At 65.0% G+C, this 14,486-nt stretch carries 15 protein-coding genes; 14 read left to right on the top strand and 1 reads right to left on the bottom strand.

Annotated features, from left to right (window positions below; genetic code table 11):
* Positions 1-189: 189 nt before the first annotated feature.
* The 7 genes from fliL (at position 190) to fliR (ending at position 5,283) form a co-directional block, all read left to right on the top strand.
* On the top strand, positions 190-690 hold the full coding sequence (gene fliL / locus BSIN_RS12525) for a flagellar basal body-associated protein FliL (protein ID WP_089340745.1): 501 nt from the start codon (positions 190-192) through the stop codon (positions 688-690).
* A gap of 22 nt (positions 691-712) precedes the next feature.
* Positions 713-1,711: a flagellar motor switch protein FliM gene (fliM, locus tag BSIN_RS12520; protein WP_059517095.1), complete on the top strand. Its 999-nt coding sequence runs from the start codon at positions 713-715 to the stop codon at positions 1,709-1,711.
* Entirely contained in the window at positions 1,704-2,192 is a 489-nt protein-coding gene (fliN, locus tag BSIN_RS12515) for a flagellar motor switch protein FliN (protein ID WP_089340744.1), read from the top strand. The genes fliM and fliN overlap by 8 nt, the downstream gene beginning before the upstream one ends.
* A gap of 62 nt (positions 2,193-2,254) precedes the next feature.
* Positions 2,255-3,085, top strand: coding sequence for a flagellar biosynthetic protein FliO (gene fliO, locus BSIN_RS26770; protein WP_440245257.1), 831 nt, complete (start codon positions 2,255-2,257; stop codon positions 3,083-3,085).
* A gap of 277 nt (positions 3,086-3,362) precedes the next feature.
* A complete protein-coding gene (fliP, locus tag BSIN_RS12500; RefSeq protein WP_089340741.1) occupies positions 3,363-4,124 on the top strand; it encodes a flagellar type III secretion system pore protein FliP in 762 nt (253 codons plus the stop codon).
* 19 nt (positions 4,125-4,143) lie between these two features.
* Positions 4,144-4,416 (top strand): flagellar biosynthesis protein FliQ, encoded by a 273-nt coding sequence (gene fliQ, locus BSIN_RS12495; protein ID WP_069233550.1) that lies wholly within the window; start codon positions 4,144-4,146, stop codon positions 4,414-4,416.
* Between the two features lie 84 nt (positions 4,417-4,500).
* Positions 4,501-5,283 (top strand): flagellar biosynthetic protein FliR, encoded by a 783-nt coding sequence (gene fliR, locus BSIN_RS12490; protein ID WP_089340740.1) that lies wholly within the window; start codon positions 4,501-4,503, stop codon positions 5,281-5,283.
* Positions 5,284-5,369: 86 nt separating this feature from the next.
* On the opposite strand, the gene BSIN_RS12485 is transcribed toward fliR, so the two are convergent.
* Entirely contained in the window at positions 5,370-5,804 is a 435-nt protein-coding gene (locus BSIN_RS12485; RefSeq protein ID WP_089340739.1) for a helix-turn-helix domain-containing protein, read from the bottom strand.
* Between the two features lie 74 nt (positions 5,805-5,878).
* Here BSIN_RS12485 and BSIN_RS12480 point away from each other — a divergent pair, with 74 nt between their 5' ends.
* The 7 genes from BSIN_RS12480 (at position 5,879) to BSIN_RS12450 (ending at position 14,478) form a co-directional block, all read left to right on the top strand.
* Positions 5,879-6,778, top strand: a complete 900-nt coding sequence (locus BSIN_RS12480; protein WP_089340738.1) for a class I SAM-dependent methyltransferase — start codon at positions 5,879-5,881, stop codon at positions 6,776-6,778.
* On the top strand, positions 6,762-7,292 hold the full coding sequence (locus BSIN_RS12475) for a DUF2938 domain-containing protein (RefSeq protein WP_369828180.1): 531 nt from the start codon (positions 6,762-6,764) through the stop codon (positions 7,290-7,292). The genes BSIN_RS12480 and BSIN_RS12475 overlap by 17 nt, the downstream gene beginning before the upstream one ends.
* A gap of 925 nt (positions 7,293-8,217) precedes the next feature.
* Positions 8,218-9,948: a S10 family serine carboxypeptidase-like protein gene (locus BSIN_RS12470; protein WP_159935952.1), complete on the top strand. Its 1,731-nt coding sequence runs from the start codon at positions 8,218-8,220 to the stop codon at positions 9,946-9,948.
* A 267-nt stretch (positions 9,949-10,215) separates the two neighbouring features.
* Positions 10,216-11,247 carry an ABC transporter substrate-binding protein gene (locus tag BSIN_RS12465; protein WP_089340736.1) on the top strand — a complete coding sequence of 344 codons (1,032 nt, stop codon included), beginning with the start codon at positions 10,216-10,218 and terminating at the stop codon, positions 11,245-11,247.
* Between the two features lie 97 nt (positions 11,248-11,344).
* On the top strand, positions 11,345-12,142 hold the full coding sequence (locus BSIN_RS12460; RefSeq protein ID WP_059517115.1) for an ABC transporter ATP-binding protein: 798 nt from the start codon (positions 11,345-11,347) through the stop codon (positions 12,140-12,142).
* Between the two features lie 18 nt (positions 12,143-12,160).
* Positions 12,161-13,018 (top strand): ABC transporter permease, encoded by an 858-nt coding sequence (locus tag BSIN_RS12455; RefSeq protein ID WP_089340749.1) that lies wholly within the window; start codon positions 12,161-12,163, stop codon positions 13,016-13,018.
* Positions 13,019-13,095: 77 nt separating this feature from the next.
* Entirely contained in the window at positions 13,096-14,478 is a 1,383-nt protein-coding gene (locus BSIN_RS12450; protein ID WP_089340735.1) for a sensor histidine kinase, read from the top strand.
* Positions 14,479-14,486 lie beyond the last annotated feature (8 nt).

The following is a 14,486-nucleotide window of genomic DNA, read 5'->3' as shown; positions in this document are numbered from 1 at the left end:
CTCCCCCGCTCCCCCGCTCACCCGCTCACCCGCTCACCCGCGGCGGCGGCCGTGCGCGTTGGCAAACGCCGCCGCCGTCCTGCCGCCGGACAAACGAACGAGATAACCGCAAATCCCCCTTCTATTCCGCCCATCGCACCGCCCGCCGATGCCGAACAATGCAGGCTACCTAAAGTCTTCCCGCATGCCATGGCTATCACGACCGCAAACCTGTCCGCCGACAAACCGGCTTCGTCCGGCAAGTTCAAGCGAGTGGCGCTGCTCATGCTGATCGGATTCGGCGCGGCGGCGGCGGCCGCGGCCGGCACGTATTTCGTGCTGACGGACGGCGGCGTGCGCCACGGCAGGCCCGGCGCGCCCGCGCCGCTTGCCGTGCCGGTCTTTTTCGCGCTCGAGCCGCTCACCGTGAACCTGCAGTCGGACGACGGCATCCAGCATTATCTGCGCGTCGGTTTGTCGCTGAAGCTTACCGATCCGAAGGCGCAGGAGTACCTGAGCCGGCACATGCCCGAGCTGCGCAGCCGGATCCTGCTCGCATTGTCGAACAAGCGTCCGGACGAGCTTGCGACGCTCGCCGGCAAACGCGCGCTCGCCGACGAGCTGAAGGCCGTGATCGAGCAGCCGACCCAGCCGGGCAACCAGAGCGTGCGCGTCGACGACGTGCTGTTTACCGAATTCGTCGTCCAGTAACGCCGCGGGCGAAGGAGCGCGTATGGGCCACGAAGAGTTCATGTCCCAGGAGGAGGTCGATGCACTCCTGAAGGGCGTGACGGGCGAGGATGAATCGGCCGACGAGCCCGCGGACACGTCGGGCATCCGTCCGTACAACATCGCGACGCAGGAGCGGATCGTGCGCGGCCGGATGCCCGGCCTCGAGATCATCAACGACCGCTTCGCGCGCCTTTTGCGCATCGGCATCTTCAATTTCATGCGGCGCACCGCGGAGATTTCGGTGAGCCAGGTGAAAGTGCAAAAGTACAGCGAATTCACCCGCAACCTGCCGATCCCCACCAACCTGAACCTGGTGCACGTGAAGCCGCTGCGCGGCACGTCGCTGTTCGTGTTCGATCCGAACCTGGTGTTCTTCGTCGTCGACAACCTGTTCGGCGGCGACGGGCGTTTTCACACGCGCGTCGAGGGCCGCGACTTCACGGCAACCGAGCAGCGGATCATCGGCAAGCTGCTCAATCTCGTGTTCGAGCACTACACGAGCGCGTGGAAGAGCGTGCGGCCGCTGCAGTTCGAGTTCGTGCGCTCGGAGATGCATACGCAGTTCGCGAACGTCGCGACGCCGAACGAAATCGTGATCGTCACGCAGTTCTCGATCGAATTCGGGCCGACGGGCGGCACGCTGCACATCTGCATGCCGTACTCGATGATCGAGCCGATCCGCGACGTGCTTTCGTCGCCGATCCAGGGCGAGGCGCTGGAGGTCGACCGCCGCTGGGTGCGCGTGCTGTCGCAGCAGGTGCAGGCGGCCGAGGTCGAGCTTGCCGCGGATCTCGCCGAGATACCGACGACCTTCGAGCAGATTCTCAATCTGCGCGCGGGCGATGTGTTGCCGCTCGACATCGCGGACACGATCACCGCGAGAGTGGACGGCGTGCCGGTGATGGAGTGCGGGTACGGCATTTTCAATGGCCAATACGCGCTGCGCGTGCAGAAGATGATCGGCGCGAGCGATACGATGAAGGAAGGTGGATATGACTGAGCTGAACTCCACGCCCGAGGCGGGCGGCGCGGACGACGACGCGTTCGCGCAGGCCGCGGCGGCGGCCGGCGAGCCGGTGGCGGACGCGCCGCGAGAGGACGCCGGCATGGACGACTGGGCGGCGGCGCTCGCCGAGCAGAACCAGCAGCCGATCGAGACCGGTGCGACCGGCGCGGGCGTGTTCCGGCCGCTGTCGAAGGCGGGCGCGGCGCCGACGCACAACGATATCGACCTGATTCTCGACATCCCGGTCAAGATGACGGTCGAACTCGGCCGCACGAAGATTGCGATTCGCAACCTGCTGCAGCTTGCGCAGGGCTCGGTCGTCGAACTGGACGGGCTCGCTGGCGAGCCGATGGATGTGCTGGTCAACGGCTGCCTGATCGCGCAGGGCGAGGTGGTGGTGGTCAACGACAAGTTCGGGATTCGGCTCACCGATATCATCACGCCGTCCGAACGCATCCGGAAGCTCAATCGGTGAAACCAGGCGCCGGGCTGAGATGGCGCGGCGGGAAGCGCCGGGACATGGTTGCGCGTGCCGCCATGAGTGCCGTTGCACCGCGTGCGGCGCAACGGCGGCGGCCGGTATTGCACGGCGGCACGCCCGCATGGGCCGACGGTTCGCGCATTCGGCGCGCGCCGTTCGCGAGATGCTGCGTTGGCGCGGCTGCGCGCGTCGCAGCACGCGTGGCCGGCATATTCGGCATATTCGGCACGGCCGTACCGCGCGCGTTTGCCGCCAGTGTCGCCAGTCTCGATACGGTGAATCATGCATCGCCGCTTGCGTCGAGCGTCGTCGCGGGTTCGGCCGCGCCGTCGCTTGGCGCCGGCGCGGTGCTGCAAACGCTCGTTGCGCTCGCACTGGTGATCGGCGCCGTGTTCGGCTGCGCGTGGCTCGCGCGCCGCTTCGGCTTTCAACCGGCACGCGGCGGCAATGTTGCGCTGAAAGTCGTCGCGAGCGTCGCGGTCGGCGGCAAGGAGCGCGTGACGATCGTCGCGATCGGCGATACGTCGCTCGTGCTGGGCGTCGCGCCTGGCAACGTGCGGCTTTTGCATGCGCTGTCCGCGTCGGCCGCGAGCCCGGCGGGCGGCGCGCATCCGGCGAACCGGGCCGGCGCGGCAATTGGCGGCGTGGCCGCCGGTGGCGCGGCTGAGCGCACGTTGGATGCGGCCGGCATGTCTTCGCTCGGTGCGACGTCGTGCGTTGAATCGGCCGATGCGGATGGAGGCGCCGCAAGCGCGGGGGGCGTCGTCAGCCCGGCATCGGCTTCCCCGCACCGCCCTACCCTTGCCGGCGCATCCGCCCAGCGTTTTCGCGACGCGCTGCTGGAGGTTGCCGCGAAGCGTTTCCGGATGGGCGGCGAAAGCCGTTGAAGACGATGCAACCGGCCTATTCACTGCTTACGCCATCCTTTTTGCTCATGGCGCTTCCTTTGCGAAGCGAACGCCGGCGTGCTTGGCGCCGCCGCACGCATGCCGGGGCCGCGCATTCCCGGCGTTCCTCCGGTTCGCCGCTTTCTTTGCCGGCGAGATTGCCTTCGCGGCGCGAGCGCGTGCGCCAGCACATTCGCGGCGGCCCGGCGTTCGCCGGAATGCCGCATTTGCGTTGCGCCGCGCGCCCCGCGCTTTTCGACATTTCCGCCATTACTCGATGAAAACCCCTCTGTTGCGCGCTGCCGCGCGCTGGTTGCCCGCGCTCGCGATCGGTCTCGCGCCCGCGCTCGCCTGTGCGCAGGCGGCGGGCCTGCCTGCGTTCAACGCGGCGCCCGGCCCGAACGGCGGCACCACCTATTCGCTGAGCGTGCAGACGATGCTGCTGCTCACGATGCTGTCGTTCCTGCCGGCGATGCTGCTGATGATGACGAGCTTCACGCGAATCATCATCGTGCTGTCGCTGTTGCGGCAGGCGCTCGGCACGGCGACGACGCCGCCGAACCAGGTGCTCGTCGGCCTTGCTTTGTTTCTGACGCTGTTCGTGATGACGCCCGTGCTCGACAAGGCTTATGCCGACGGCTATAAGCCGTTCTCAGAAGGCACGCTGCCGATGGACCAGGCGGTGCGCGGCGGCGTGGCGCCGTTCAAGGCGTTCATGCTGAAGCAGACGCGCGAGACCGATCTCGCGTTGTTCGCGAAGCTTGCGAAAGCCGCGCCGATGCAAGGTCCGCAAGACGTGCCGCTGTCGCTGCTCGTGCCCGCGTTCGTCACGAGCGAGTTGAAGACGGGGTTTCAAATCGGCTTCACGATCTTCATTCCGTTTCTCATCATCGATATGGTCGTGGCGAGCGTGCTGATGTCGATGGGGATGATGATGGTGTCGCCCGCGACGGTGTCGCTGCCGTTCAAGCTGATGCTGTTCGTGCTCGTCGACGGCTGGCAGTTGCTGATCGGCTCGCTCGCCCAGAGTTTCGCGTGATCGTGGGAAGCATATCGAGATGACTTCGGAAAACGTGATGACGCTCGCGCATCAGGCGATGTACGTCGGCCTTCTGCTTGCCGCGCCGCTGTTGCTCGTCGCGCTCGCGGTGGGCCTCGTCGTGAGCTTGTTTCAGGCCGCGACGCAGATCAACGAGGCGACGCTGTCGTTTATCCCGAAGCTGCTCGCGGTTGCCGCGACGATGGTGATCGCGGGCCCGTGGATGCTGTCGACGATGCTCGATTATCTGCGTGAGATTTTGCTGCGCGTCGCGACGCTTGGCGCGAGTTGACGCCGGCGCCGCGCGCTTGCATCCGCTTTGTCCGTTTCGCTTTTTTCAAATTTCCGCGGCAGTCCGCGGTTGCGATCCCGACCGATGTTTTCCGTCACTTACGCGCAATTGAACGGTTGGCTCACGGCGTTTCTGTGGCCGTTCGCGCGGCTGCTTGCGCTCGTCGCGACGGCGCCGCTCACGGGCCATCGCGCGACGCCCGCACGCGTGAAGATCGGGTTGGCGGCTTTCATCGCGTTGGCCGTCGCGCCCACGCTCGGGCCGGTGCCGGCCGTCACCCTGTTTTCCGCGCAGGGTGTGGGGATCATCGTCAATCAGTTTCTGATCGGCGTGGCGCTCGGTTTTGCGATGCAGGTCGTGTTCGCGGCGATCGAGGCGGCGGGCGACTTCATCGGCCTGTCGATGGGGCTCGGCTTCGCGACGTTCTTCGATCCGCACGCGAGCGGCGCGACGCCCGTCATGGGGCGCTTTCTGAACGCGATCGCAATGCTTGCGTTCGCCGCGCTCGACGGGCATTTGCAGGTGTTCGTGGTGCTCGTCGATTCGTTCCGGCTCGTGCCGGTGTCGGCCGATCTGCTGCGCGCGCCCGGCTGGCGAACGCTCGCCGCGTCCGGCGCGGCGATCTTCGAGATGGGGCTGCTGCTCGCGCTGCCTGTCGTCGCGGCGCTGCTGATCGCGAACCTGGCGCTCGGCATCCTCAATCGCGCGGCGCCGCAGATCGGTGTGTTCCAGGTTGGCTTTCCGGTGACGATGCTGGTCGGGCTGTTGCTCGTGCAACTGATGGCGCCGAATCTGATTGCGTTCGTCGGGCGGGTGTTCGAGATGGGAATCGATCTGGCCGGGCGCGTGGCGGCGGGGTTGCGCTGAGCACGGCGCCCGGCACGGTGCGTGCGGATGCGCACTGATGCGCGTCGCACCGCGTTTCGAAGCGGGAACCTTGGCGCGGGCCGGCCTCATGCCGATCGCATCGCCCGTTTTTTTCGCGTCTGCCCTATCGCGCCCGCCGCTGCCGCGCGCAGCAAACGGCGGAATGTCGGGCATTCCAGATGGCTCGGCGCGGTGCATGCGGCCGCGTGCCGCAGTCCGTCGCGCATCGCGCTCAGCGAACGAATGGTCCGATCGAGTTCGTCAGCCTTTGTCGCGAGCATCTGCCGGTCGATGCGCGGCCGCCCGTCGGGCGCGAGCATCCGCGCGATCTGATCGAGCGACAGGCCGGCGGCGCGCCCGAGTGCGATCAGCGCGAGCCGTTCGAGCACGCCAGCGTCGAATTGGCGGCGCAGTCCGAGCCTGCCGGTCGAGGCGATCAGCCCTTTTTCCTCATAGAAGCGCAACGTCGACGCAGGGAGGCCGGATTGTCGAGCGACGTCGGCGATATCCAAATTTCCCACGGGCTTGACCTCAAGTTAACTTGAATTGGCACAGTGTAGCTTCCGCCTCTTGATGGCATACACGGGAAAGCATCATGACTGTCGCGCAACCGGCCGCTTCGCGGCCAAACGAGCAACGCGTGCTCTGGAACGGTCGCACCGGACGTGCATGGGTCGACACGCAGGCGGTGCTCGACCAGATGTTCGCGCCGCTCGAGGCGTTGCTCGTCGACGCAGTGCGCGTGAGCGGTGCGCGCCGGGTGCTCGACGTCGGCTGCGGCACCGGCGGCACGACGCTTGCCGTCGCGCGCCGGTTGGGCGACGCGGGGAGCTGCGTTGGCATCGACGTGTCGGTGCCGATGATCGTTGCCGCCTGTGCCCGCGCCAAGCGCGAAGGCGCGCGTGCAAGCTTCGTTTGCGCCGATGCGCAGACCCACGCGTTCGCGTCCGCCCGCTTCGACACAATCATTTCGCGCTTCGGCGTGATGTTTTTCGACGATCCGGCGCAGGCGTTCGCGAATCTTCGGCGCGCGGCCACGGACGATGCCGTGCTTTGGTTCGTGGCGTGGCGCGATCCCGCCGACAATCCGTTCATGACGACGGCCGAACGGGCTGCCGCTGCGCTGCTGCCGGATTTGCCGGTGCGCCGGCCGGGCGCGCCGGGGCCGTTCTTCTTTGCCGAACCTGGCCTGATTGCGTCGACGCTGAAAGCGGGCGGCTGGACCTCGATCGACGTGCGGCCGCTCGATGCCGGCTGCTCGTTCGCCGAAAAAGATCTCGCCGATTATTTGAGCCGAATCGGGCCGGTTGCCCTCGCGCTGAAGGATGCGGACGAACTCACGCGAAGGCGGGTGGCCGTTGCCGTTCGCGATGCGTTCGAGCCGTTCGTCCATCAAGCCGAGGTCCGTTTTACCGCCGCGTGCTGGCTGGTCAGCGCACGGGCGGCGCCCACGTCGACGCAGGCGCAGGAGGCGGCCGATGGGCGCGCTGGCTGATATCGCGGCTTATTCGGCCGGCGCGCTGCTGATCGGCACCGGCGCGACGGCGGCAACGGACGTGTGGGCCATCGTGCGCCGGCGCTGGTTCGGCGTCGTGCCGTTGGATTACGGCCTGGTGGGCCGCTGGCTCGCGCATGTGGCACGCGGCCGCTTCTTTCATGATGCGATTGCCTTATCGCCGCGCGTGCGGTGCGAGCGGGCGATCGGCTGGCTCGCCCATTATCTGATCGGCATCGGGTTCGCGGCCGTGCTGCTGGCTGGCTGGGGGCTCGGCTGGGTGTGCCGGCCGACGCTCGCGCCGGCGCTGATCGTCGGCATCGGCAGCATCGCCGCGCCGTTTTTCGTGATGCAGCCGGGCATGGGCGCGGGCGTTGCCGCGAGCCGCACGCCGCGCCCGGCGCTGGCGCGCTTGCACAGCCTCATGACGCATGGTGTTTTGGGTGTCGGCTTTTATTTGACCGGCTGCGCGATCAGCGCGACGCATGTACTGGAGTGGCGGCAGGTTTGTTAGAGCGTCGTCGATCGGCTGCCGGGCGCCGCCGTCCGGCAGCCCCGAAAATCGATAGGAAAAAGAAATAATAAAGAAAGCCATCGGAATGTTTAGTTTTTCCGGTTTCGTTGTTTCGACAATATCCCGCTTATGCGCGGCCGATTGCCTTTCATATTCGTGATGCGGGTAAATCGTTATTGCAAACACCGCCGATATGCGCAAATCGACGATAAAATTTACAGGGTATTTTCAAGAAATCTCAAAAAAAATTGTTGGAAATCTCACATACTGAGTATGTTGAATATCGCTTGCGTGCCGGTTGGCGCCTCCTTACGCTTCATTGCGCTATATTGCAAAGGAACCGGCTTTGCGCCATCTAAATCATTTCGAGATGGGGTTCAGTCGAATTCGGCTGACCGAATAACAGGTTTTTCGGAATCCAATCCACGGGCAGTGCGCCGGCGAGCCCGCGGACATTGCGTTTGGTTGTATGCGTAATGAAAGAAAGGCCGGCGAATCGATTTGCGCGATGCCGATTAAAGTGAAATCAATTTAGAGATTGGGTATGGATATCGGGATAACGGCTTCTCGATTTCCGGCGCTCGGCGATTCATCGATGATTTCAAAATAGGAGGAGACGGAAAATCCCAATATAGATGGATGCTTCGAATTAATTCGAACCAATTGTTTCAGTCAAAAACTGACAACTCGACGGCAGGCCAGTCATCCGGCTTGGGGCAATCCGCCCTCGGCGGAGCGTTGTCCGTGAGTTGTTTTTATACAGGGGTATTCGAAAATGACATCGTTTGTATCGATCGGCACGTCAAAACGACGGAACGCGCCATTTGCCCTGCCGGGGCGCGCGGCGGTGCTGTCCTCGGTTGCGGCCCTCTTCCTATTGAGCGCGTGCGGCGGAGACGGTTCGTCGCCTGGCTCGTCGGCGGGCGTGACCAGTTCCGCCACGGCGTCCGGCGCGTCGTCCGCGCCCAAGCCTATCGCGCCGGAGGTTACGTCGGCCACGGTCCAGGTCGACCAGAACAGCCAAGGCAACCAGGGCAACCAAGCGACGCAGCAGGCGCTGACGCCGCTTCCGGCCGATCAGCCCTACGTCGACAACACGCTTTACGACGCGAGCCCGACCGCGTCGCTGCCCACGGCCACCGAGGCCGCTGCCGTTACGCATCACCGCATCAAACTCAACGGCGTCAACATGACCTATACGGCGACAGCGGGCCACCTGATCGTGCGCGACCCGAATACCAACGCCGCGCAGGCGTCGATCTTCTATACCGCGTACACGCTCGACAACCAGAACACGACACGCCGGCCAGTGACGGTGTTTTTCAACGGCGGCCCCGGCTCGCCTTCGTCGTTCCTGCACATGGGTTCGTTCGGCCCGATGCGCGTCTTCACGGCGCAGGGCTCGACGGTATCGGGGCCGAACGACGTGACGCTCGGCGAAAATCCGCAGACCTTGCTGGACAAGAGCGATCTGATCTTCGTCGATCCGGTCGGCACGGGCTATTCGGAGGCCATCGCGCCCAGCAAGAACCAGGATTTCTGGGGCGTCAACCCGGACGTCAATATCATGGCGGGCTTCATCAACCGCTACATGATCACGAACAACCGGGGCAACTCGCCGCTGATGGTGTACGGCGAATCTTACGGCGGCCCGCGCGCGGGCATTTTGTCGTATGCATTGCAGGATCAGTACGGAATCAAGTTGAGCGGGCTGATGATGCAGGCGCCGGCGCTGAATTTCTATGAAGGCGAGCCGGCTCGCCGCGATCCGCTGCCGCCGTTCTTGCTGCCGACGATCACGATGGCGGCCAAGTACTACGGCAAGATCACCGATCCTTCGCTGGCGCAGCTCAGTGAGGCCGATCTGTTCCAGGCATCCGAGAACTTCACGTTCAACGATCTGCGCTCGGTCACGCCCAATCCGTACAACTCGGTGCCCACTGCCGCGCAGTACGCGAAGGCGGGCACGCTGGTCGCACGCTTGCAGGCGCTGACGGGCAACACGCCTGTCATCTACAACAACGCGACCCAGGGCGACACGCCAGTCAGCTCGGCTACCGACGTGCTCGCGGCGGTTACCGGCTGGCTGGATGCCACCGGCATGATTGCCGGCCAAACGTTGGGATACTACGATCTGCGCAAACAGCTGGCGGGCAATCTCGCGAAGGTCTTCCCGATGCCGAACAGCTATTTGACCTACGATCCGTCGCTCAACGATCTGGCCGCGTATACCCCGATCTTCGCGTCGTATGCGTATAACACGCTGAAGTATCAGACGCCGTCGCTGTACCACGGCCTGACGGGCACGATCGCCGATGCGTGGGATCACAATACGACCTATCCGGACGGCTCGAAGCTGGCATTCCCGGATGCGACGATCTTCATCGCGGACGAAATGATGATCAACCCGCACATGCAGGTGCTGACGTCGGCGGGCTATTACGATTCCGTCGTGCCGGCGGCCCAGGTCGATTGGGACATGCAATCGGTCGCGCAGGCGGTTCCGACGCAGCAGATGGCCCAGATGTATACGCGGATTCTCTATCCGGCCGGCCATATGGGTTATGCGGACGATCCGACCCGGAAGTTGCTGCGTAATGCGCTGTCCACTTTCTACGACAAGGCGGTGAAGACCTCCGTGGCGTCGATGAAGTAAGCATCGCGATACGTGAAACGCGCGGGGCGTGGTGACGCGCCCCGCGCGTTTTTTTCATTGAAGCGCCCTCCGACCGGCGGTTCGTGCGGCTCGTCTCCCTGCCCGCATCCGATTCGAACCCGCGTCTACCCCGCCCCCGTCTTGCTGGAAAACCCCTAAGAGAAAGCAACTGCCGCGAAAGCTCGCGGAAGGCTTCGGCTTCCTATACTCGTCCCGACGATGCGCCACGCGTCGCTCGCCACAAACAGACAACATTGGAGACTCCCGATGCGCTTTCCTCTTCGTGCTCGTGCGTTCAGCGCGTTCAGCCTCGCCGCGCTCGCGGTCGGCCTGGGCGCAGGCCTCGCTTCTTCCGCCGCCCTTGCCGCCGACGACGGCGGCAAGATCACGATCATGGTGGGCGGCATCACGAAATTGATCTACCTGCCTGCGCGCCTCACGCAGGAACTCGGCTACTTCAAGGAGCAAGGGCTCGATGTCGAGCTGCTGTCGCAGCCGGCGGGCGTCGATGCGGAGAACGAATTGCTCGCGGGCGCGGTGCAGGCGGTCGTCGGCTTCTACGACCATACGATCGATCTGCAAAGCAAGGGCAAGGACGTGAAGGCGATCGTCGTGTTCGGGCAAGTGCCGGGAGAAGTCGAGATGGTCGCGACGAAGGCGGCGGATTCGATCAAATCGATGGCCGACGTGAAGGGCAAGACGCTCGGCGTGACGGGCCTCGGTTCGTCGACGAGCTTTCTCACGCAGTACCTCGCGCAACAGAAAGGAATCGCGTCGAACCAATACACGATGCTGCCCGTCGGCGCCGACGCGAGCTTCATTGCGGCGATCAAGCAAGGGCGCATCGATGCGGGGATGACGACCGAGCCCACGGTGTCCGCGCTCGAAAAAGCGGGCGATGCGAAGGTGCTCGTCGACATGCGCACGCTCGACGGCACGCGTGCGGCGCTCGGCGGTACGTATCCGGCGTCCAGCCTGTACGTGCAGTCCGCGTGGGCCGACACGCACAAGGCGCAGGCGACGAAGCTCGCGCACGCGTTCGCGAAGACAATGCAATTCATTCACTCGCACAGCGCGGACGAGATCGCCGCGAAGATGCCCGCCGATTATCAGAAGGACAAGGCGCTCTACGTGAACGCGCTGAAGGCGTCGCTGCCGATGTACACGGCCGACGGCAAGATGCCCGCGGATGGTCCGGCGACGGTATTGAAGGTGCTGTCCGCGTTCAACCCGTCGGTGAAGGGCAAGCATATCGATCTGTCGAAGACGTATACGAACGAGTTCGTCAGCGCGAAGTGAGCGCGGCGAACATGATCCGGCGGGCCGGCGCGCCGGCCCGAACTTCAAGCTGCCGGCGCGGTTCGCGCAGCGCCGGCTTTGATGCAGGACGATAGCGATGAATCAACCTCATGCGGCGAACGCGCCGGCGATCGAGTTTCGCAACGTGTCGTGCCGTTTCATCTCGGCGGACGGTCACGCAACCGTCGCGCTGCGCGATTTCACGATGTCGGTCGCGCGCGGCGAGTTCGTCGCGATCGTCGGCCCGACGGGCTGCGGCAAGTCGACGACGCTCAATCTGATCACGGGCCTCCTGAAACCGGTCTCGGGCGAGGTGCGCGTGATGGGACGGCCGGTCGACGGCATCGATCCGCGGATCGGCTTCGTGTTCCAGGCGGACGCGGTATTTCCGTGGCGCAACGTGCTCGACAACGTCGCGGCCGGCCCGCTCTTTCGCGGCCGCTCGAAGGCATCCGCCTATGCCGACGCGGAAGAATGGATTCGCCGCGTCGGGCTCGGCAAATTCGCGAAGCATTACCCGCATCAGCTCTCGGGCGGGATGCGCAAGCGCGTCGCGCTCGCGCAGACGTTCATCAATCAGCCGGAAATCCTGCTGATGGACGAGCCGTTCTCGGCGCTCGACATGCAAACGCGCACGCTGATGCAGGACGAGCTGTTGCAGCTCTGGTCGGCGAACAAGGGCTCCGTCGTGTTCGTCACGCACGATCTCGAAGAGGCGATCGCCCTCGCCGACCGCGTGTTCGTGCTGACGTCGCGCCCGGCGACGCTCAAGCGCGTGTACGACATCGATCTGCCACGTCCGCGGGTCACGTCGGAGGTGCGCTATGAGCCGCGTTTCATCGAAATCTCGAAAGATATCTGGCACGACCTGCGCGAAGAAGTGCAGATCGGCTGAATGACAAAGGATTGGAGCATGACTGACATGACGCTTTCGCCGACGCTTCGCCCCTCCCCGTCGCTCGAAGACGAATCGCGCGCCGCGCAGCGCCGGCTGCGCCAGCGGCGCATGCTGATCGTCGGGCTGCGCATCGCGGTGCTCGTCGCCGCATTGGGCGGCTGGGAATTGGCCGGGCGGCTCAAATGGATCGATCCGTTCTTTTTCTCGATGCCGTCGCTGATCGCCGCGCAGATTGTGGACTGGTTCGTCAACGGCACGTCGCAGGGGCCGCTGCTGTTGCAGGTTTGGGTGACGCTTGAGGAGACGATCGCGGGCTTTCTGATCGGCTCGGTCGCCGGTGTGTTCTGCGGGATCGTGCTCGGCCGCAACAAGCTGCTCGCCGACGTGTTCGGCCTTTACATCCAGATTGCGAACTCGATTCCGCGCGTGGTGCTCGGCTCGGTGTTCGTGATCGCGCTGGGGCTTGGGATGGCGTCGAAGATCGCGCTCGCCGTCGTCATGGTGTTCTTCGTCGTGTTCGGTAACGCGTTTCAAGGCGTGCGCGAGGCCGACCGCTATTTGATCGCCAACGCGCAGATCCTCGGCGCGTCGCGCCGGCAGGTCACCACCGCCGTGGTGATTCCGTCCGCGCTGAGCTGGATTTTGGCGAGCCTGCACGTGAGCTTCGGCTTCGCGCTCGTCGGCGCGGTAGTTGGGGAATTTCTGGGTTCCAAGCAGGGTATCGGTTTGCTAATCTCCACGGCTCAGGGCGCGTTCAACGCGAGCGGCGTGTTTGCCGCGATGATCGTGCTTGCCGTCGTGGCGCTTGCCGCCGACTTCCTGCTGACTCGGCTCGAGAAGCGGCTCTTGAAGTGGCGGCCTGCGTCGTTCTGAAGTTCAGACCATAACAACATTCGTGGCGATATGGCGCGTGGCGCGCCGTATCGCTTCAGGGTTTGGAGATACCGGGCATGTCGCACAGCCTGCGCGGCCGGCTGCTCTGGTGGCTGCTGCTGCCGCTCGCCGTTTTCGTCTCGATCGCGGGCGCGATGGCTTATGGCACCGCGCGCACGACCGCCGATCTGGTGCAGGACAGCGCGCTCGTCGCGTCGGCGCGCGCGATCGTCGAAGACGTCGAATGGGCGAACGGTGCGCTCGTCGTCGACGTGCCTCCCGTCGCGCTGGAGCTGTTCGAGTCGCCGGCGCACGATCACGTGTACTACATGGTCCGAACGGAAGACGGCCGCCTGCTCGCCGGCAATCCCGCGCTCGATTGGCCGGCCACGCGGCCCGTGCCCGGCGAGCAGCCGGCGCTGTTCGACACGACGTTCGCCGGCGCGCCGATCCGCGCGGTCGCGGCGACGCGCGAGCTGTACAACGAAGGCCGTACAGAAACGGTGACGGTGGTCGTCGGCAAGACACAGGAATCGCGCCGGATGATGCTCGCCGCGATCTGGCGGCCGCAGTTGCTGAAGCTCATGGCGATGCTTGCGCTTGCGATGGCGCTTGCCTATCTGGGGCTCACGTTCGAACTGCGGCCGTTGATCAAGCTGAAGAACGACGTCGCGGACCGTGGGCCGATGGAGCTTGAGCCGATTCACTCCGAGCGCTTGCATTTCGAGCTGCGGCCGATCGTCGATGCGATCAATCAATGCATTGCGCGGCTCAATCTGCACGCGGCGACGCAGCGGCGCTTCATCGCCGACGCGGCACACCAGTTGCGCACGCCGATCGCGGTGATCGATACGCAGCTCCAATGCGCGTTGCAGCGCGAGCACGACCCGGCCGCGCTGGTCGGGCTCGTCGCGTCGATGCAGCGCAGCAGCCGCAAGATGGCCGACGTGACCGACAAGCTGCTGTTGCTCGCGCATGCCGAGGCGGCATCGCCCGCGCGGCTCAACGCGCGCGTCGACGTCGCGGCCGTGGTGTCGGGCGTGCTCGAAGAGGCAATCGTGCTCGCCGAGCGGCGGCGCATCGATCTCGGCGCCGCGCTCGACGACGGCAGGTTGTACGTCGCGGGGAGCGAAAGGTTGCTGTCGGCGCTGTTGATGAACCTCGTCGACAACGCGGTGCGCTACACGCACGAAGGCGGCTGCGTGACGGTGAGCGCGCGCCGCGACGGCGAATCGGTCGTGCTCGACGTTGCCGACAACGGGCCGGGCATTCCGGCCGAAGCGCGGCCGCACGTGTTCGAGCGTTTCTACCGCGTCGCGCGCGACGAGGGGGGCACGGGCCTGGGGCTCGCGATCGTCGACGAGATCGCGCATTCGCATGGCGGCACGGTCGCACTTGAATCCGGGCCCGGCAATCGCGGCGTCAGGATGATAGTGCGTCTGCCTGCCTACCGCAATTGAGAAAAATC

Origin of the sequence: Burkholderia singularis (assembly GCF_900176645.1) — a bacterium.
Lineage (GTDB): Bacteria > Pseudomonadota > Gammaproteobacteria > Burkholderiales > Burkholderiaceae > Burkholderia > Burkholderia singularis.
The sequence above is the reverse complement of the archived record's forward strand: the minus strand, read 5'-3'. Positions and strand labels throughout refer to the sequence as shown.